At 38.9% G+C, this 19,503-nt stretch carries 16 protein-coding genes and 1 tRNA gene; 3 read left to right on the top strand and 14 right to left on the bottom strand.

Going from position 1 to position 19,503, the window contains the following annotated elements:
- Positions 1-50 precede the first annotated feature (50 nt).
- Positions 51-1,352, top strand: coding sequence for a carbohydrate porin (locus tag ABJH90_RS06975; protein WP_348137877.1), 1,302 nt, complete (start codon positions 51-53; stop codon positions 1,350-1,352).
- Positions 1,353-1,414: 62 nt separating this feature from the next.
- Here ABJH90_RS06975 and treF read toward each other — a convergent pair whose 3' ends face one another.
- Genes treF through ABJH90_RS06990 form a run of 3 tightly spaced genes read right to left on the bottom strand, consistent with a single transcriptional unit; the run spans position 1,415 to position 4,028 of the window.
- Positions 1,415-2,998: an alpha,alpha-trehalase TreF gene (gene treF / locus ABJH90_RS06980; protein ID WP_348137879.1), complete on the bottom strand. Its 1,584-nt coding sequence runs from the start codon at positions 2,996-2,998 to the stop codon at positions 1,415-1,417.
- 48 nt (positions 2,999-3,046) lie between these two features.
- The gene (locus ABJH90_RS06985; RefSeq protein ID WP_348137881.1) at positions 3,047-3,541 is read right to left on the bottom strand and encodes a nuclear transport factor 2 family protein; all 495 of its coding nucleotides are present in this window, start codon (positions 3,539-3,541) and stop codon (positions 3,047-3,049) included.
- Positions 3,534-4,028: a hypothetical protein gene (locus tag ABJH90_RS06990; RefSeq protein WP_348137883.1), complete on the bottom strand. Its 495-nt coding sequence runs from the start codon at positions 4,026-4,028 to the stop codon at positions 3,534-3,536. Before ABJH90_RS06990 ends, ABJH90_RS06985 begins: the two co-directional genes overlap by 8 nt.
- 64 nt (positions 4,029-4,092) lie before the next feature.
- Here ABJH90_RS06990 and ABJH90_RS06995 point away from each other — a divergent pair, with 64 nt between their 5' ends.
- Positions 4,093-5,043, top strand: a complete 951-nt coding sequence (locus tag ABJH90_RS06995) for an NAD-dependent epimerase/dehydratase family protein (RefSeq protein ID WP_348137885.1) — start codon at positions 4,093-4,095, stop codon at positions 5,041-5,043.
- A 77-nt stretch (positions 5,044-5,120) separates the two neighbouring features.
- Positions 5,121-5,825, top strand: coding sequence for a hypothetical protein (locus tag ABJH90_RS07000; protein WP_348137887.1), 705 nt, complete (start codon positions 5,121-5,123; stop codon positions 5,823-5,825).
- A 7-nt stretch (positions 5,826-5,832) separates the two neighbouring features.
- On the opposite strand, the gene moaC is transcribed toward ABJH90_RS07000, so the two are convergent.
- The 11 genes from moaC to ABJH90_RS07055 all read right to left on the bottom strand — a co-directional run bounded on the left by moaC (position 5,833) and on the right by ABJH90_RS07055 (position 19,459).
- Positions 5,833-6,282 carry a cyclic pyranopterin monophosphate synthase MoaC gene (gene moaC, locus ABJH90_RS07005; RefSeq protein WP_348319748.1) on the bottom strand — a complete coding sequence of 150 codons (450 nt, stop codon included), beginning with the start codon at positions 6,280-6,282 and terminating at the stop codon, positions 5,833-5,835.
- Positions 6,264-6,707 (bottom strand): molybdenum cofactor biosynthesis protein MoaE, encoded by a 444-nt coding sequence (locus ABJH90_RS07010; RefSeq protein WP_348137891.1) that lies wholly within the window; start codon positions 6,705-6,707, stop codon positions 6,264-6,266. Before ABJH90_RS07010 ends, moaC begins: the two co-directional genes overlap by 19 nt.
- A gap of 97 nt (positions 6,708-6,804) precedes the next feature.
- Positions 6,805-7,845: an adenylate/guanylate cyclase domain-containing protein gene (locus tag ABJH90_RS07015; RefSeq protein WP_348137893.1), complete on the bottom strand. Its 1,041-nt coding sequence runs from the start codon at positions 7,843-7,845 to the stop codon at positions 6,805-6,807.
- Positions 7,845-8,219 (bottom strand): response regulator, encoded by a 375-nt coding sequence (locus tag ABJH90_RS07020; protein WP_348137895.1) that lies wholly within the window; start codon positions 8,217-8,219, stop codon positions 7,845-7,847. Before ABJH90_RS07020 ends, ABJH90_RS07015 begins: the two co-directional genes overlap by 1 nt.
- A 29-nt stretch (positions 8,220-8,248) precedes the next feature.
- Positions 8,249-10,270, bottom strand: a complete 2,022-nt coding sequence (locus ABJH90_RS07025) for an ATP-binding protein (protein WP_348137897.1) — start codon at positions 10,268-10,270, stop codon at positions 8,249-8,251.
- 18 nt (positions 10,271-10,288) lie between these two features.
- Positions 10,289-10,444 (bottom strand): ATP-binding protein, encoded by a 156-nt coding sequence (locus tag ABJH90_RS07030; RefSeq protein WP_348137977.1) that lies wholly within the window; start codon positions 10,442-10,444, stop codon positions 10,289-10,291.
- Between the two features lie 6 nt (positions 10,445-10,450).
- Positions 10,451-10,957, bottom strand: a complete 507-nt coding sequence (locus ABJH90_RS07035) for an OsmC family protein (RefSeq protein ID WP_348137899.1) — start codon at positions 10,955-10,957, stop codon at positions 10,451-10,453.
- 201 nt (positions 10,958-11,158) lie between these two features.
- A complete protein-coding gene (locus ABJH90_RS07040; RefSeq protein ID WP_348137901.1) occupies positions 11,159-13,636 on the bottom strand; it encodes an ATP-binding protein in 2,478 nt (825 codons plus the stop codon).
- A gap of 3 nt (positions 13,637-13,639) precedes the next feature.
- Entirely contained in the window at positions 13,640-18,361 is a 4,722-nt protein-coding gene (locus ABJH90_RS07045) for an ATP-binding protein (protein WP_348137903.1), read from the bottom strand.
- Between the two features lie 319 nt (positions 18,362-18,680).
- Positions 18,681-18,752 (bottom strand) — tRNA-Arg (locus ABJH90_RS07050).
- Between the two features lie 173 nt (positions 18,753-18,925).
- Positions 18,926-19,459, bottom strand: a complete 534-nt coding sequence (locus ABJH90_RS07055) for a peptide-methionine (S)-S-oxide reductase (RefSeq protein WP_348137905.1) — start codon at positions 19,457-19,459, stop codon at positions 18,926-18,928.
- Positions 19,460-19,503 lie beyond the last annotated feature (44 nt).

The following is a 19,503-nucleotide window of genomic DNA, read 5'->3' on the forward strand; positions in this document are numbered from 1 at the left end:
AATAAAATAAGGGAAGTAACTTTTTATTTCACTTATTTTATATTATTGAAATGAAAAGAAAATTCTTTATTTCTCTTGCGCTCTTAGTGTTTACACTTATCAATGTTTTTGGGCAGAAGATTCCTGATTCAACCAGTTCTGGATTTGGAATACTGACCGATTCCACTTATTCGGGATACAAGGGTAAAAACGAATTAGGTGGTCCCACAAGCATAGAGGCTCAGTTAGTATTTGAAAATCAGGTTAAAGAATCTTATTTCAGAATTCCAATTCGGGTTTTCAAGCCCTGGTTTGAAACCAAGAAAAAAATAAATAATAAAACCGATTTGGAGTTCGGAATAAACTATACCATCGTTTATCTGGGGGCATCATCTGGTATTACCGATTCCAGCCAAACCAGTTCGGGCGGTGGAATATTAGATATTCCTATTAGTTGGTCTCCAATTGGAAAGAAATCTGGAAATACAGGAACTTTTTCAATAAAATTTGAAACAAGACATACCATAGGCTCTGGAATTCCGCCAATGTTATTAGGGTTTGAAACAGGTTCAATATTGTTGCCTGCAACAAAGGTTAATAGTTTTTCTTTTCGTATTTCTGAATTTTATTATCAGCAAACATTGTTCAAAGAACAGCTGAAATTTGCTATTGGAAAACTGGACCCTACTAATTATTTCAATTTTTATGGAATGATTAATCCTTTTACTAATTTCTTTGGTTACGGGTTTTCTTCTTCTCCAACAGCTAATTGGCCGAATCAGGGTATGGGTGCCGTGGTTAGTATTCTCCCAACAACGAAAAAAGATATTTATGTTATGGGAGGTGTTTTTGATGTACTTGGTGATCCTTTTAATGAGGGTGATTTTTTGAATGTCGGCAATCAATTTTTTGAAGGAAATTTATTTAAATCGATCGAGGTAGGATATGTTAAATCATATTCTGAAAGATATTTTAAACGTATAAGTTTAACATACTGGAACTCTGATTCAACAAATGGAATTGATACGGGACAGGGCGTTTCTTTTTCATCACATTGGTATTTCAAAGAGAAATACATTCCATTTTTTAGAGCTGGTTTTTCAAATGGAAAAGGAACTAATACGCTTGCCGAAAAATATGTTGCTTTTGGAAATGGATTCAGATTTAAAAGTCACGATATCCTAAATATTGGATTTAACTGGGCAAAACCAACTGGTCTCCGGGACCAGTATTCATTTGAAGTTTATTATAGATTTAATTTAACAGAACATCTGGCAATTACCCCCGATTTGCAATGGGTAATTAATCCTTCTCTAAATGAGTCCGTCAACAACTTAATTTATTGGGGAATAAGAGGAAGGTTTACACTATAAATAAGGCTATTCCGGGCCTAATTATATGCCCTATGCGATGTAGATGCACCAACTACAAAACTTTACTGCGCTTCCATTTGATCCACTAAAGCCTTAAATCCCAATGCCACCCCGTTGGTCCAGCCAAATCCGTCCTGAGTCTCGTATTCACCTCCACCGGAGAGTAAACTTGTGTCCTCCACATTATACTTTTCCATCATCTTTCCGGTATTTTTATAAACTCTTTCATTAATAGACAGCCACCTCTTCATAATATCCAATGCTTCTGCCTTATACCCATAGTTAAGCAGCCCATGTACAGCCATCCAATGCAATGGCGCCCACCCGTTTGGTGCATCCCATTGTTGCCCTGTATTTTTTAAAGTAGTAAGAAGACCTCCATCCTTTAAAAATTCAGTAATTAATTTTTCTTTTACCGCTTCTGCCTGTTCTCTTGTTGCAATATTAAAGAACAAAGGAAAAGTAGCTGCTAATGTAAATTCGTCTGTGTTACTTTTCGTTTTAAACTCAAAATCCATAAAAAATTGTTCCTCTTCAACCCAAAAGGTTTCCTGAATTAATTCTTTCCGCTTCAGTGCCATTTTCCGATACAGGGATTCAGCTTGCTTATCCCCTTTTAAATTATAGACTTTAGCTATTTGATTCTCCATAAAATAAAGCAGGCAGTTGAGATCTACAGGCAATATATTTGCCGTATTAGTTGACTCAAAGGAATCTTCCTCGGCAAACCAACGGCTACTAAAATCCCAGCCGGAAGTCGCTCCCGCTCTTAAATTAACATACAGATCTGTTTTCTCCTTTTCCGTTGAAAGGTCATCCGCTAAATGATAATCTTCTTTGTAGCTTTCCGGGCGTGGTGTAACACTACTGTCCCAATAGCGATTGAGGAATGAATCATCCCCTACTTTAACCACATACTTGTTAGCCTCATATGGCTCCTTTATAACATCTTTACCGTCCATCCAAAAATCATACTCTTTCTCAATCATTGGTAAATATTCTACTAAAAGCATACTGTCTTTACGAGCTAATGCGGTAGCCATGAGTGTAAAGAAAGGCGGCTGTGAACGGCTCAAATAATAGTTCCTGGTACCATTGGGGATAAAGCCCAGGGTATCTATTAAATAAGCAAAGTTATCAACCATATTCCTGGCAATACCTTCCTGATTATCTACTAGCAAACCCTCTATGGTAAAATAACTGTCCCAATAATAAATCTCCTTAAATCTCCCTCCGGGCACGACGTATTCATAAGGCAAAGATATCCTGGAGGAATAAGGAATTACAGAATCCGGTCCCCTGGTTAATTTGCCCCAGATACTACTAATATGTTCATACATAGTATGGGTTGTATCTGTTGTAAAGGTCAGTGTGGCCGTAGACTTATCGCTAAAATTTTCCGCAACAAAAGCTTTAAGATCAAAATTCTCATCTTGTCTTTGCTTCTCATATTTCCTATTTAGTGCGTAATAAGAATCCCTTGGAACAAGATCTACAAAAGTCTTGGAATCTTCAAACAAGCCTTGCATTTGAACATCTACAAATAATGGCGAGGCATAATAATCTATTTGCTGCTCCCTGGGTTCCGTTCTGCAACCCATTGATAAGATAAATAGAAAAATAAAAGGGAGAAAGATTCTGTTCATTTTCATAATATAATAATTCAATACCTAACCACACTATAAACCCAACTGCTAGCGGAGTTTCTTATTTAACATGAATAAGCTGTCTTTTTCCTTCTTTATAGCACTAACTACATCTACGTCTTCGTTAGGAATAGTAATGGAAAGCACATAGTGTTTTATTCTCCATTTCCCATCTTCTTTGGAAAGCACACCAGATCCTCTGCAAATTTCCATTCGGGTATCCAATAATTCATCAAACCAGGCAAAATTTGCAGATTCATTAATGTAAATATTTCGTTCAATAGTAGTAAAGCTCCAGGCCTTGCCACGATCAAAATAGGGTTTTGAAAATGCCCTGAAATCATCATTTTGCCAATTTTCTGACGCATCGGTTCCTATAAAAACTCCGTCATCGGCAAGAATCCCAAAATAGGTTTCAAAATCGGCTTCAGATGCCGCCTTATGCCATGTATTAATCAGTTCATTTACTGCCTTCCTCTCGTCTCCCTGAGCAATCAATTGCCCGGTACATAACATTAAAATAATCACTATTAGTTTATTCATCTAAAATCATTTTTGTGTCAATATTATAATTTACCATAACATTGAATTGATTGCGGAGGTCATTAAATGCATTGACCATTTCTATAGTTGATTCCAATGGATTCTTACGGTATTCAAGGGTTGCCTTTACTTTTAAAATATAAGTTTTAAAAACTTTCTGCCGACTTTTTACCTGTGGTTTATCAAAAGTTTCAGGGTATGTGGAAACAGCCAGTGCATTTTGTTTTTCTATAAACTCATCAATGAGCAGAATAAGTTCTTCATAATTTTCAACAGCGTAAAGTCCATCAAAAGCGATATCCAGGTCATTAAATTCCGCCCATGTCTCAAGTATTGTTTTGGCGCCGCTATTTAATATTGATTTTTTTGGTAGTTTCTGAACATCAAATTCCAGCTCCACTGTCTCAATACTCTGTTCGGTCCTTTGATTGTTGCCACAGGAAAACAATAGTAAGAATGTTAACCCAAAAACAAACAATTTTCTCATAGGACGAATGTACAAATTTTAATAAAAGCTATCTTTACCAAGGAATTATATTTACTCCCTATCTATGCAAAAATCCATCCTTATTTTAGGAGCCTGTGGGCAGATTGGTACAGAACTGACCCTGGCCTTACGAGAATTGTACGGCAATGAACAAGTTGTTGCCAGTGATATTCGAGAAGGCAGCGAAAGTTTGATGAACTCCGGGCCATTTGAATTACTTGATGCCACCAATTATGAAGCCATAGAGGATGTCGTAATGTATCATGAAATTGAGGAAGTATATTTAATGGCCGCTATGTTGAGTGCAACAGCTGAAAAGTTTCCTGAAAGGGCATGGAATTTAAATATGAATTCACTTTTCAACGTACTAAACCTGGCCAAAGAAAGAAAAATTGGAAAAATTTTCTGGCCTTCCAGTATAGCTGTATTTGGCCCAAACACCTCAAAAGACAATACTCCTCAAAGTACCGTAATGGAGCCCAGTACTGTTTACGGTATAAGCAAACAATCTGGTGAAAGATGGTGTTCCTATTACTACCATAAATTTGGGGTAGATGTAAGAAGTGTAAGGTATCCGGGGCTAATTAGTTGGAAAACCCTGCCCGGGGGAGGTACTACCGATTATGCTATTGAAATTTACCACGAGGCCCTTGAGAAGGGTAGCTATTCTTGTTTTCTGAGTGAGGATGTAAAACTTCCCATGATGTTTATGGACGATGCTATCAGGGCTACAATTAAACTTATGGATTGTAATCCTGAAAAAATAACTGTGAGATCCTCTTACAATCTGGCGGCAATGAGTTTTTCACCAGCCGATATCAGCGCTAACATAAAAAAACACATCCCAAATTTCAAAATATCTTATAATCCCGATTTCAGACAATCAATCGCAGAATCCTGGCCAAGAAGCATCGATGATTCTAAAGCAAAAGAAGATTGGGGATGGGAACCGCAGTTCGACCTTGAAAATACCACGGTAGAAATGTTAAAGCACCTGCCTTCTCAAAATTTTTAAATGTTTTTTTTCAAATTGAGACAAACTACTCATTACAAAGGAATTATCCGTATTTTTAAACCTTAAAAGAATCAATTATGAAATGGATTATTATCTTCTTTTCGGTATTTTCTTTGGCAAGTATACAGGCTCAGATCTCTCCCGGAGTATATCATGCCCAGGACAGTCTTAACGGGCTCAGCCTTACTCATGAACTAAAAATAGACAACGCTTATTTTATTCATACAATTTATTCAGAATCGCCCGCAGGCTTTGTTAAAACCGTTGGTGGTTTTTATAAATTAGAGAATGATGTCTTAACTGTGAAACTTGAATTTAATTCTAGTTATGAGGAGGATACTACCACATCTTTAGAATTACCTGTAGAAATTGTTGAAGAAGGTTTGGTATTAATTGGGGATAGTAATCTAACCTTTAAGAAAGACCCTGAATTCAAGCAGCCATTGGATGGCAAGTGGCTTTTTGCAACACGTGGCCCCGATGAAGGGCAGGAAAGACGCGGAGAAAGTAATTCTCGAAAAACAATGAAGTTTTTATCGGATGGACATTTTCAATGGATTGCCTATGATACGGAAACTTTTAAATTTTCCGGTACGGGAGGCGGAACATACACTTCAAAGGATGGGATTTATTCTGAAAATATCCAATTTTTTTCCCGTGATAATGCCAGGGTAGGTGCAAAACTTAATTTCACTTATGAAATAAAAGGTGATGACTGGCATCATAAAGGGAAAAACAGCAAGGGTGGACCCATGTATGAAATCTGGGCAGTAAGAAAATAAGTTCTTTCTAAGTATTCTTGATGTCAGATTTACCCCCTGTTTTTTGGAGTAGTTTTATAGAACTTATTTCAATTCCCTTATCTATTGGTTTAAGCATGTCATACATATTCAGTGCCACAATACTGGCCCCGTGCATGGCTTCAACCTCAACACCTGTCTTATAATTAGTCTTTACGGTAATCAATATTTTAATCTGATGGCCTTCTACTTCATAATCTATATCTGTATACTCAATGGGCAAAGGGTGGCAGTCGGGTAACAGGTCAGAGGTCTTCTTTACCCCTAATAAACCTGCTGCCTTGCTCATTGCAAACACATCACCTTTGGGTACCGTTTTGTTAAGAATGGCCTCAATGGTATCTTTAGAACTTACGTGAACAATTGCCTGGGCAACAGCAGTTCTAAGTGTATTTTTTTTATGTGTAATATCTACCATCTTTAGCTGTTTACTTTCCATTGGTAAGAATCGTCCTCAAATAGCTCTTTACCAAAAACAGGAACCTGCTTTTTAATTTCCTCAACCACATGATGCAAAGCTTCAAACACCTCTTTTCGGTGAGGCGAGGAAACAAATACAAACAAGCATATTTCGCCTGTCTTAACAATACCCGTGCTGTGGTAAATATGCATGCAACTTAAGTCAAAGCGTTTAAAAGCAGCCTCCCTGATCTCATGAAATTTTAGGTTAGCCATTTCTTCATAAGCAGAATACTCAATAGCCTCAACCTTTTTTCCTTCAATTTGGTCTGCCCGTACCTGTCCCAAAAATATATCATGGGCACCAATCTGAGTCTTGGTTTGGTGTTTAGCAATGGCCTCAGCTATAAATTCAGGAGTTATTGCACCCTGTATAAATACGTTTTTGACCTTTGGTTTTTCCATAAGGAATTTTTCTTTGGTGCTAAGGTAAAGAAGATTTGGGAAATTGAAATTATCCTTTATCTCTGTCGTTTAAACCGGTATTATTTAATTTTATAGGCTATTCCAGAACTTCATACACCGTAAGCGGGGCTGCCTTATTTTTCATGCTAATACTACCCACTTTTTTACAGCGAAAAGATTCCTTAACACCCTCATAACAACCTTCAGAAATAATGATTTGGTTTTCTTTGGCGGCATCCTGTAAGCGGGCCGCAATATTCACTGTGTCCCCGATTACCGTATAGTCCAACCTTTTTAAACTCGATGAGCCAATGTTCCCGGAGACCATCTCACCGCTTTTGATGCCGATAGATACTTTCGGAGTATAATTCGAAATTCCCTCAGGTTTCGGAAGGTTACCGATTTTTTGACGTACAGCTAAAGCAACATCAATGGCCCGGTCCAAATGATATTCCCCTCTAAACACAGCCATAATGGCATCGCCGATAAACTTGTCTACATATCCTTCCTGGGCAATAATTTCCTTCACCATAATATCGAAGTAAGTGTTCAGCATATTCACCACCACGTCGGCCGCGGTGCTCTCACTGATAGCCGTAAAGCCACAAACATCTATGAACATCACCGTGGCCTCAATGTTTTCATTGGTCATAATTGTAGCTTCATATTCCTTGCTGTCCATAAAGCTCAGTACGTTTTCATCCACATACATTTTTAGGATATTGTTCTCCCGCACTGCCTTTAGAGTCTCCCGAAGTTGCCGTACATGTTTTAAGGTCTTCTCCACTGTAATGGTGAGGTCTTCAAAATTGATGGGCTTGGTAATAAAGTCATACGCTCCACGATTCATGGCTGTACGGATGTTTTCCATATCGCCATAGGCCGATACCATCACCGATTTTAATAGTGGGTTTAATTCGTTGAGTTTAGTAAGTAAAGTAAGCCCGTCCATTTCCGGCATATTAATGTCGCTCAGCACCAGGTCCGTATTGGGATGGGTGTCCAATTTCTCCAGGGCGTCTATCCCATTGATGGCAAAAACAAACTCGTATTCGTTTTGCCGTATTTGTTTTCGAAATTTTTGTTTGATGAGGACTTCCAGATCGGTCTCATCATCTACCACCAATATTTTAGCCATTACAGTATTGCTTTTAATTTTTCCTTTAAGATACCAAATTCTACCGGTTTGGTGAGGAAATCATCCGCCCCCAGTTTCATGGCCGTATCATAGTTTTCCTTGTCTCCATATGCCGTAATCATCATAACCACTGGCGGGGGCTTTACGTAATTCTTCTTTATTTGTTCCAGAAGCTCTAAGCCACTCATTCCCGGCATGTTAATATCCGACAAGATGAGCACAGCCTCATGATTGTGCTCCCCTAAATAGGTAAGTGCCTCTTCCCCTGAAAAGGCAAAGACAAATGTAAGTTCGTTTTTCCGGATCTCTTTTCGGAATCGTTGCTGAAACAACAATTGTACGTCTCGTTCGTCGTCTACTACTAAAATTTTCATAGGTCTAATGGTTTATTGTTTATTCGCATTTATTTTTTAGGTTTCTTATTTTCCTTTGTAATGGGTAAGACCACGGTAAAGGTGGTTCCTTCCCTTTCTTTGGAAGCTGCCTTTAATACGCCTCCATGCCCTTTGGTCACGATGTCATAGCTCATACTCAACCCCAATCCTGTTCCCTGCCCCACAGGTTTGGTCGTGAAAAAAGGTTGAAAGATCTTTTTCTTGACCGAATCGGGAATGCCGTTGCCGTTGTCCTGTACTGTAACAATAACTTTATCATTTTCTTTTTTTGTGGATACCGTTACCTTAGGTTCATAACCCTTTTGTTCGAGTTTGTTCCGTTCAGTGACAACATAGAATGCATTGGTGATTAAATTCAAAATCACTCTTCCAATATCTTGTGGAATGACATTCACCTTACCAATACCTTCTTCAAAAGTAGTTTCAAACTTCGCATTAAAACTCTTGTCCTTGGCTCGTAGGCCATGATAGGCCAGGCGTAGGTACTCATCGCAGAGTGCATTGATATCGGTGGGCTCTTTTACACCACTACTGCTGCGGCTGTGTTGTAGCATGCCTTTTACAATAGAATCGGCCCGTTTACCGTGGTGATTTATTTTTTCCAGATTTTGTTTGATGTCGTCCGCGATTGCTTTCGCTTCTTTCAGATCTCCTTTCTCTATTTCTTCGTTCATCTCAACGATCAGTTCGTTACTCACCTCCGAGAAATTGTTCACAAAATTCAGGGGGTTTTTAATCTCATGGGCTATACCGGCAGTGAGTTCACCGAGTGACGCCATCTTTTCGGATTGTATCAATTGTGCCTGTGTGGATTTTAATTCATCAAATGCCTGTTCAACTTTTACTTTTTGAAGATCGGTTTCCTGCTTTTGTGTTTGTAATAGTGCGTAGGCTTTTTTTCGGTGAAGATTGTTACGCCAAAGTATGCCTGCAATCAATACTACAACAAACAAACCCAAGGCCAATGCAAATAGCTGCACTTTGCTTTTATATTTAAGCTGCGTCTCTTTAATTTCCTGTCGTTTCAATTGATCATTGAAAGTAATATTTTGTAACTCCTGATTTTTTGCTTTGCTATAAATACTATCCTTAAAATTATGGCTCAGTTCCATATATTTCAATAGGCTATCCTTATTTCCTTTTAATTTGTATCCATGCGCAAGATTAGTCAGCGCTTCTGCCATATTTTTTAGTTCCGTCTGATTATAACCTGACCGGCTAACTTTTTGTGCATAAAAAATGGCTGAATCTAACTGTTCTGTCTTGTTAAATAGTGTTGACATACCGGAATATATCTGTAAGGTATCATGCGGAAATCCATTCCGGATTGATAGTGAAATTGACGACCGGAAATTTTGTAGGGCGGAGGTATAATTTTGCTGCCTGGTTTCAATTATTGCCAAAAGATAAAATGGAAAACCCCATTTTGAGCCATTAAAAAGTTCATTCTGGTCTATAGATTTATGGGCATATAACAAAGCAGAATCAAGTTTATTCATAAGCAAATATGTTTGACTGATTTCCGCTGAAAATAAAGGAGCAAGCCGGTGACCCGCAAATACAAATACCCCCTTCACATTATTCGCTTCAGCTATTTGTTCACCTACAATTCCATGCTTTAATGCATTCTGGTAATCAAGTGCTTCCCTATAAGCTCCTTGTAAAGACAAATGTGAGAATGCAATGCCGGTGTTATTTCGTATGTCCTCATAAATACTTAAAGCCGTCAGACGTTGTTTTATATTCCAGTTGAAATCACCGTTGGATCTTCCCATAACAAAAAAGCAATCAGCTTCGCCCTTTTTATAATTTAATTTTTGTGCGAGCCGCAGGCCTTGCCGTGCGTATTTTATCGTTGAATCTAATTGTGTTTGTTCATAGGCCAAATAAGCTAATGCATTCACTTGAATGGTATCTTGTTTTTGCAGATTTATTATCGTTTTTAAACTATCTACAATAGGCTGGTTTTGTGCAACGATAGTATTAATGATAAATAAACATAGTGATATCGCTATTTTGCTTTTTGTCATTTGGTAAACTACTTTAATTTACAAGGGCAAATAAATATTGAATGCTGATCCTTCGTTTTCCTTTGTTTCTACCTTCAGCTCCCCTCCATGCGCTTTGGCAATATCATAAGATAAGGATAATCCCAATCCCGTTCCCTGCCTCGTGGGTTTGGTTGTAAAGAAGGGTTGAAAGATTTTTCTTTAAGACTTATTTATTGAAACACTGATGGCATTCTCTTTGATCAGGGTCTGGTAGACCACACAATATCGTTCCGTTAATTTGATCAGCGTTTTGATCTTTTCAGGGGGTTCTACAGTATCGAGCTGAAAACGCAACCTAATATCCCTAAAGCCAACAGGAGCATCTCTGTCAACTGATAAAGTGCCTCTGAAATCCAGATCGCCTTCTACCTGCACATAGGCATCCTGAAAACTAAAGTTGATGGATGTAGCCACCGCTTTGAGCGTTACCCCTGCACACGCGGCTAATGCCTCAAGTAGCATATCGCCCGAACATACCGATAGGCCATCACCTCCAGTGGCCGGGTGCAAGCCAGCCTCTGCCATCATTTGTCCAGTTTCAATTTTACATGTAACCCCCTCCCCACAGCGGGCAGTAGCGCTTAAGGTTATCAAAGCAGAATTCGGATTTGTTCTGTATTTTTCCTTTAAAGGATCTTGTAAACGTTTGAGTTCAAGTAAGTCCATTATTATAATCTGTATAAAGCTTTAAGGTAAGTTAAGAATTATATCATTAAGTCGATACGCTCTTAAGCTATTAATACTTGCTTTTACCAAATGGAATATGAATAATAAACTTACTTCCCTCCCCTTCTTTGGTCTCTACTTTCATCCCGATAGCTTCTCCTTCGTAATACTATGGAGAAGGAGCTATCGGGACCCCCAGACCTATGCCGGCAAAATAATAGTAAATTCCGTACCTTCATTTTCCTTAGTTTTAACATTGAGTTCCCCTCCATGCGCTTTTACAATATCATAAGATAAGGATAATCCCAATCCCGTTCCCTGTCCGGTTGGTTTGGTGGTAAAGAAAGGTTGAAAGATTTTGTCCAACACCTTTTTAGGGATACCATTGCCGTTGTCCTTGACTGAAATCAAAACCTGATCCCCGGTTTTTTTTGTGCTGACTGAAACGGTGGGTTCATAACCTTCCTGTTGTTGTAGTTTTCTCTCAGAAACTGCATAAAAAGCATTGGTGATTAAATTCAAAATTACTCTTCCGAAATCCTGAGGAACTATATTGATTTTACTTATACTTTCGTCAAAATCCGTTTCCATAGTTACGTTGAACGATTTGTCCTTGGCCCTTAAACCATGATAAGCCAGCCGTAAATATTCATCTGCCAGCACATTGATATCTGTTGGCTCTTTTTGTCCACTGCTGCTGCGACTGTGCTGCAACATGCCTATTACAATTTCACTGGCACGTTGCCCGTGGTGATGTATCTTTTCAAGGTTTTGCTCAATATCATTTCCTGTTTCCAGCGCTTCTCTCTGATTACCCTTCTCAATCTCCTCATACATTTCTTTCATCAGTTCCTGAGAAACTTCAGAGAAATTATTGACAAAATTAAGTGGGTTTTGAATTTCATGCGCAATTCCCGCAGTGAGCTCTCCTAAAGATGCCATCTTTTCGGATTGTATTAATTGGGATTGTGTTGCTTTTAACGCTACCAAAGTCTCCTGAACTTTCTCCTTTTGTTGCTGAAGAATTAGATTTGCCCTTTGTCTGTTTTTATTATTTCGAAATAAGATAGAGCTAAGTATTAAGGCAAATAAAAGAGCTCCGGCAATACTTATGATCCATAAGCGCTGATTTTTGTTTTGTTGCTCTTTTATAAATTGTTCTCTTTCAAGTATGTCAATTTCCTTTTGATTCCTATCAATCACCGATCGAACTTCTGCCTTCATAAGAACGTTTGCAATATCAATATCCTCTGATTCTTTGATAAGATCCTTGTAGATCTTTAAATGCTTATATGCCAGGTTCTCGTTTCCCAGCGCGTCATAAATGTCAGAAAATGTCAAATTTAATCGCTTTTTTAATCTGATATTGTCTTCATATAAAACTTCTTGACTTAGCAAAGCATACTTTAGGGCATTTTCATGGTCATTAAGATTATAATAGCAAGTTGATATGCGATAGGCTTCCCATTCATCATTACCGACTCTTTTCAACCTAATTGATACGTCAAGAGCTTTTTCAATTAGCGAAATGGCTACCTCATAATGTTTCTTATCCATTTGAATATGACCTTCAAGGCTATAACTATCTGCCACGAAATCTTCGGCAGTAAGCGGCGTGGATATGCTTTTTTTAAGCTGATTATAATATCGCGCTTTGTCGTAATTTTTAGCATCGTACATGGCCCACATTACCTGATTGTATGCATTAAACATATCTGCGGGTAAATTATGTGCCACCAATAGTTTGACTCTATTCTCAATCGCTTCAGCTCCTCTATCGAACATCTCTAAACCTGAATACAGTTGGTACATTTGACTATATACATCCGACAACATAAAATAATCATTAATTGATTCAAAAAAATCAATACACCGCAAATAATGCTCTATAGCAATCGTATTTTGCCCGTTAATTCTATAATAATTTGCCAATTGAAAATTTAATGGCCCTGTCTCATTTTTATTTTTCATTGACGCTACCAATTCTTCAATTTTGGCTTCAATGATATCCTTTTCCAAAACATCATTTTCTTCGATAGCTACATTTCCTAAAATAGAATAATAGAGGAATAATGGATAAAATTCTTCCAAATCTGAATAAATCTCTATGATACTATTCAATGTTAATCTAAATTGATCAATATCATTTATAGTATAGTAGTAATAACCAAGATGGTCATATAATGCTGCCAATATTTCCTTGTTCTTAACATCCTTGAAATGTTCTAATGCCTTCAACAGTTTCTTATAAGACATTTCATTATAAGGCGTCGGATAGCCATCCGGAGGCTGGACTTCAGTAAAGGAATCATTTTGATTCAATTGTGTGGATAGCATCCTTGCCTTTTGATGATGATATGAAACAATATCTTCCGGGCCCAAGAAGGCGGCCAAGGTCTCATGATACATGATCTCTCCCTCTTTAAATTCAATTTTTTCCGACAATTCAATTGCCTCTATTGTTGCGGAAAAACCCTGAATAATTTCTTGATTATAAAAACTCATCCGGGCATACTCATTGAGTAACCTTATTTTTTCTTTATCATTTTGATTGCGTTTAAAAACAAGCACCTTCAAACTATCCAATTTGCCTGGATCAACGAAAAGCGTATCCTGAGCCTTTAAAGGTGCAAAGACAAGGATAAATATCATGCTAATGAATACGTTTCTTACATTCATAATTTAAACAGGTAATATGATAATAAATTGACTTCCTTCACCTTCATTTGTCTCCACTTTCAGTTCTCCCCCATGCGCCTTTACAATATCATAGCTCATGCTTAGCCCTAATCCTGTACCCTCACCCGTAGGCTTTGTGGTAAAAAAAGGTTGGAATATTTTATCAATAACCTTTTTAGGGATACCATTGCCGTTGTCCTTGACTGAAATCAAAACCTGATCCCCGGTTTTTTTTGTGCTGACTGAAACGGTGGGTTCATAATTCTTATCCCCCACCCGCGCGTCGCCTGAAGCTTCGGCGGAGGCACGAGCCTTGGCGGAGGTGGACTTCTCATTCACTGCATAAAACGCATTGGTGATTAAATTCAAAATCACGCGCCCAATATCCTGAAGAACGATTTTGATTTCACCTATACTTTCGTCAAATTCAGATTTCATAGTGGCATTGAATGCCTTGTCCTTGGCCCTTAAACCATGATAGGCCAGCCGAAAATATTCATCTGCAAGCGCATTAATATCGGTAGGTTCTTTTTGCCCGCTGCTACTGCGACTGTGCTGTAACATGCCTTTTACGATCCCATCGGCCCTTTTACCATGGTGGGTAATCTTACCCAGATTTTGTTTCACGTCATCTGCGAGTGCTAAAGCTTCCTTAAGGTCACCTTTCTCTAATTCTTCATGCATCTCCTCAATGAGTTCCACGCTTACCTCGGAGAAATTATTGACAAAGTTCAAGGGGTTTTGGATCTCATGCGCAATCCCTGCGGTTAGTTCTCCCAGTGATGCCATTTTTTCAGACTGCACTAATTGTTGTTGAGTTTGTTTTAAGTCGGTAAGTGTTGTTTCTATACTTTCTTTGGCCTTTTCCAGTTTGGTAAAATCCTCATAACGCGCATAAGCGATTGCAAAGGCTTCTGCCAAAGATCTCACGAGATCAATATCACCTTCTTGCAGTTGTGTGGCATTGCCAACATAGAGCATTCCCTGGGTAAAGGGTATAAAATGAAGGTCCAGAGAATCAGGTGGAGCGGCCGCATCCTGATAGATGGTCACATCCTGTATTTGTCCTTTTGACATCATGGATTGTGTCCACTCTTCAAAATCTTCCTTTGTCCAGTGTTGATGGTATACTTCATTTTTTTTCCAGTTTTCTACGGAGTTTTGCGTGAGCGAATTTACATTAAAGGGAAGATGCAATACTCCCAGGGAATGACCGTCCGGGGCCGATAAATACACTTCTAATTTTTTCTCTTTTTCATGAATAATAAAGACTCCGCATCTAAAAAAAGGAACTCCCAGGGAAGTAAGTTCATTAAATACCAGAGGCGTAATACGCTGAAGATCTTCGGCAGACCGCATACTGGCAATCTCTCCACGAACCCTGTCTAACGATGCTTGTTTAATGGCCTCTCGTGCCTGGGCTTCCGCTTTTTGCAGGTCAAGGAAACGGGTATAGGTTTGGTCAAAAACCTTGGCAAAACGAACCAATAACTGCATGATCTCTTCTGCCACAGGTTCATTTGTAGTGCAAAGAAGCATGCCTTTGGAGAAAAAAGCAGCCTGCTGTACCCTTCTCCCCTTAATATGGGAATCATCGATATGCATCTTCATATCTTCTTTAATATAGCGTACCCAGTCTTTTAATTTTTTGCCTGAAAGATCAACTACTATAGAATCATTGCCCTCTTTCCATGCTTTGTGCATTTTAGCAATGGTTGTTGCCTCATCTATCGGACCGCTATATTTCTGATCGAGCTGACTCCCAATTTGATCCGTGGCCCATAACTCTATCAATTTTTCTTCTTCCTTAAAGATTCCAATGCTTATTCGGTCTGGCATATTTCCAAATAATGAAAATTGCTCAAAAAGTACCTGTGCTGTTTCCGGGAGTTCTTCACTCTTATACATGGCCATAGATTTGGCCCTTACCCTTTCTAAAGCTGCTTCAATTTGTGCTTCCCTCGCCTGGGCTTCTGCTTTTTGTAGATCTAAGTATCTTCTATATGTTTGTCCAAAAACAGCAGCAAACCGTGCTAGTATTTTAGATGATTCTTCTGAAATCGGATTTTTAGAAAACGCAAAAATAATCCCTGAAGAATAAAAGAAACTTTGATGAAATTCTCGATCTGGCAATGTTTCAAGATTGGCATTAAATGGATAGCCAGGTTCCTTATTGAGTGCCTCGTAATATTTCCTAACATCCTTTGTTGTATAGTTATATGAATACCTTTTGCTTCCATTTTTCCAGGCTTTTTTAAGCCCTACCAACATGGGATGTATTGTCATGTTTAGCATCCCAACCCTTAATTCTACTGTTCCATCGGAATTAGAATTCACTGATCTGGTTTCCATACCTTCATGATCTTCAAGAATACCAATTCCACAGCGCATAGATTTGTCCAGACCTAATTTCATTACTTCATCAAATAAAGAAATAACTATATTCTCTAAATCTCCACTATTATGCATCGCCATGGTCTTGGAACGCACTCTTTCCAAAGCTCCTTCAATCTGTGCTTCGCGATTCTGCGCTTCCGCATTTTGAATGTCTAGGAAGCGCTGGTACAAGCGTCCAAATTCCTTGGCAAAGCGGATCACGATCTCCCTTTCCTCTTCGGTGGCCCTTCGTGTATGATTGAACCCTATAAATCCATATTTGCAATGTCCCTGGGTGGTATAGAGTCCTTCCGGGAAATCTGAAGGACTTAGTTTCTGCCCTTCTGGAAGGGCACTCATTACTTCATCGAGCAACTCCCAAACAGCAGGCAATATTTCCGGTGGATAATCAATACAATCGATGGCATGAAGTTTACTCTTTTTCCAGTTTGCAAATGATTGCTTCCAGCTTTCCACCGCATTCACATCGATGCGTTGTTCGGCAATGGTCCTGTTCTTTCCCCCGGTTGTGATTCGCAGCGTAAACGTTTCATTTTCTTCGTCAAACAGTGTTAAATGGGTAAGGACGGGGTTGATCCCCAGGAAATCGAATTGATCAAACAACACGCCCAGGACCTCGGTCAATTCGTCCGTATGGTGCATGGCCATGGCCTTAGACCGCACCCTTTCCAAAGCCACTTCAATTTGCGCTTCCCGTGCCTGGGCTTCGGCATTTTGAAGATCGAGAAAACGGGTATAGGTCTGCTGAAAAACTTTGGCAAATCGCCTGAGGATATCATTTTCCTTCTCGGTATATGGTGTCCCTGAAAAATTTTCAATATAGAGACCTATGTCTTTTTCTATGACGGTTGATGCGGCCAGTCCGGGACAACTGAAATAAAAATCCTGTGCCTGTTTAGTAATACCTTCAATGTGAGGAAGTAGTTTTTTATAAAAACTATTTTTTTCTTCAAAATCCAATTGTGTCGTAAAAAAATCCTTGCCTTTCTTTTTTGCTTCTGTGAATTGTCTGTCCCATACCAAATCGAGGTAGGGAACTGTTATCCTAGCCGGAATGTCCTGATTATCAGCGACCCAAAAATGGAAGTCCTTTTTAGGTTCGTAATCAACGACAATACCTGCATGCTCTGCATTGATGCTCAGGTGGGAGAGCTGGTCAAAGATTACCTTTACTACCTCTTTGAGCTCCTCACTCTTTTGCATGCCCATCGAACGGGACCTTACACGCTCTAATGCCCCTTCTATCTGTGCTTCCCGAGCCTGCGCTTCCGCTTTTTGCAGATCATTAAATCGGGTATAGGTAAGATCAAACACTTTTCCAAAACGACTTAGAATATCAAGGCTCTCATCAGATAAAGGTTCTTCGCCAACGGTTTGCAGGCCTCCAAAATTACTGAAGGTGAAAGAAGCGACATATTGTTTTGTTGCACGCATTTCTTTCTGTACCGGTTTGGGTACTCTTCTGAATTCTGTTTGGGTAAATAAATAGGCATCATAAATTTCTTTTTCAGCCCCTTTCAATACAAAAACCCATTTATCTTTTTTCTCTTTCCACGCCTTAAACATTTCATGATGAAAACGATAGTCTTCAAACAACATGTGATACGATTCAGGTGCTTTCCCAATCTCCGGATTTGCTCCCCAAACTGTATTGGACATTGTGGGCTCATCAATAATATTGATCATACACCAGGAAAGTGCCAAATCAAGTTTTGTCAATTCTTTAAAAACAGTATCCACCAATTCGGATAACTCATCGGAGTTCTGCATAGCCATTGCACGGGCCCTTACCCTTTCCAGTGATGCCTCTATCGCTAGTTCCCTGTTTTTTTGCTCCAATTCAACGGTACGTCTTTTTACCGCCTCGCGCAATTCCCTGTTCTCTTCGGCTATTTTATCAATGGCCACATTCTGGCCTTCTTCGGTTTTTGAATCAGGGAAAGAAGAATGCTGATGTATTATTTTCCATCCATCTTTTCTTTCAGTCAATAGGGTCGTGGCTCTGAATTTGGAATAGAAAACCCATTGCCTTCCATCCAATGCGTATAGTTCGCAGCGTTCATGGAACATCACTATTGCATCCTGCTGCTCCATTTGTGTGATGCGGTTGCGCATTTCCAGTTTTCCGGCCACTTCATCGATCGTATTCCTCAAAAATTCAACAGCTTGCTTTTTTGTCGAAAATACCTCGCTTTCAGCACTGCCAACCTGGGTATAGGATTTGTCGAGTAAGTCTTCCATAGCCTTAACATTGCCCTTCAAATACTGGGCCCAATAAGCTTCGTATACCTGCTTTAATTGTTGTTCCTGTTCAGAGGTTAGTTTCATATATGTTGGCGATATAAGTCCTTTATGAAGCTTTTTCTAAAGCGAAAAAAGAAGGTGTTCCACGAAGTGTCTGCCACAGATCACTCCATGTATACTAATATAAGTAAGATTTTGGAAACTGCGAGCTAATAAAGAAGATAGTAGCCCCACCAGGAGATAGCTTCGCTGTTCCTGAGAACAACTCGCACTGAAAATACAAAAGTCCAACTGCTATGCAGTTGGTTTTATTTTTGAACCGGACCACAAGTAACCAGGTTATTCTAATCCGATTTCAAAAAAATAAGCCTTTGCTAACTCAAAGGCCTGTTTTACTCATCCGTAGCCTCACCAGGAATCGAACCTGGATCTAAAGTTTAGGAAACTTCTATTCTATCCGTTGAACTATGAGGCCAATTATAATTTGCGAATTTAAAAATACTTTCTCTTATTCTTCCTGCAAGTTTAGGAAACTTCCCCCGATAGCTATCGGGGCTATCCGTTGAACTATGAGGCCAATTTCTGCAAATGAAAATATTACAGGGGCACAAAAATAGGAATTTTTAATCCCAACCAGGTAACTCCAATTTATTTTTTGATCTTTTGTTCCTCCCCAATTTGTATTGGTGTCAGAGTAGGCTCTATAAAGTTCTTTGGAAATCTTCTAAGAAGCATTTTCAATTTGGGGTCTATGTAGGTTTTGCAAAAAGGTTTTTCTGGGTTTTTCAGGTAGTAATTTTGAAAAGATTCGGGTGACATTCTAAATTCTTTAAACCCATATACATGGGTGATTAGCTGGTCTTCAAAGTCTTTTTGTAGCAGTCTTAAGATATTAGCAGCGTCTTGATACTGCAACTTATTGAAGGTATAAACAGCAGAGCGGTATTTATTTCTCATGGAGTGGTTGGAGGTGCTATTATGAGTATAAAGGTGCACTTCTATCAATTCTCCTAATGAGATGATATCAGAATTAAAATGTAGTAATATGGCTTCGTGGAAGTCCTCTGATTCAACTGCCGAAATCCAACCCTGCTCTACTTTTACAACTCCATTAAGTGATTGAAATACGGCCTCCGTGCACCAATGACAACCTCCCCCAAAACCAATTTTATCTATTTTCATCTGTTTCTTATACTATAGTTCAGTGATATTGCCACTCAAAATTG

It is taken from the genome of Eudoraea sp. (assembly GCF_039969275.1).
Lineage (GTDB): Bacteria > Bacteroidota > Bacteroidia > Flavobacteriales > Flavobacteriaceae > Eudoraea.

Coding starts and splice junctions, on each gene's coding strand:
- ABJH90_RS06975 (WP_348137877.1), top strand. CDS start 51: ATGAAAAGAAAATTCTTTATTTCTCTTGCGCTCTTAGTGTTTACACTT.
- treF (WP_348137879.1), bottom strand. CDS start 2,998: ATGAACAGAATCTTTCTCCCTTTTATTTTTCTATTTATCTTATCAATG.
- ABJH90_RS06985 (WP_348137881.1), bottom strand. CDS start 3,541: ATGAATAAACTAATAGTGATTATTTTAATGTTATGTACCGGGCAATTG.
- ABJH90_RS06990 (WP_348137883.1), bottom strand. CDS start 4,028: ATGAGAAAATTGTTTGTTTTTGGGTTAACATTCTTACTATTGTTTTCC.
- ABJH90_RS06995 (WP_348137885.1), top strand. CDS start 4,093: ATGCAAAAATCCATCCTTATTTTAGGAGCCTGTGGGCAGATTGGTACA.
- ABJH90_RS07000 (WP_348137887.1), top strand. CDS start 5,121: ATGAAATGGATTATTATCTTCTTTTCGGTATTTTCTTTGGCAAGTATA.
- moaC (WP_348319748.1), bottom strand. CDS start 6,282: ATGGAAAGTAAACAGCTAAAGATGGTAGATATTACACATAAAAAAAAT.
- ABJH90_RS07010 (WP_348137891.1), bottom strand. CDS start 6,707: ATGGAAAAACCAAAGGTCAAAAACGTATTTATACAGGGTGCAATAACT.
- ABJH90_RS07015 (WP_348137893.1), bottom strand. CDS start 7,845: ATGGCTAAAATATTGGTGGTAGATGATGAGACCGATCTGGAAGTCCTC.
- ABJH90_RS07020 (WP_348137895.1), bottom strand. CDS start 8,219: ATGAAAATTTTAGTAGTAGACGACGAACGAGACGTACAATTGTTGTTT.
- ABJH90_RS07025 (WP_348137897.1), bottom strand. CDS start 10,270: ATGACAAAAAGCAAAATAGCGATATCACTATGTTTATTTATCATTAAT.
- ABJH90_RS07035 (WP_348137899.1), bottom strand. CDS start 10,957: ATGGACTTACTTGAACTCAAACGTTTACAAGATCCTTTAAAGGAAAAA.
- ABJH90_RS07040 (WP_348137901.1), bottom strand. CDS start 13,636: ATGAATGTAAGAAACGTATTCATTAGCATGATATTTATCCTTGTCTTT.
- ABJH90_RS07045 (WP_348137903.1), bottom strand. CDS start 18,361: ATGAAACTAACCTCTGAACAGGAACAACAATTAAAGCAGGTATACGAA.
- ABJH90_RS07055 (WP_348137905.1), bottom strand. CDS start 19,459: ATGAAAATAGATAAAATTGGTTTTGGGGGAGGTTGTCATTGGTGCACG.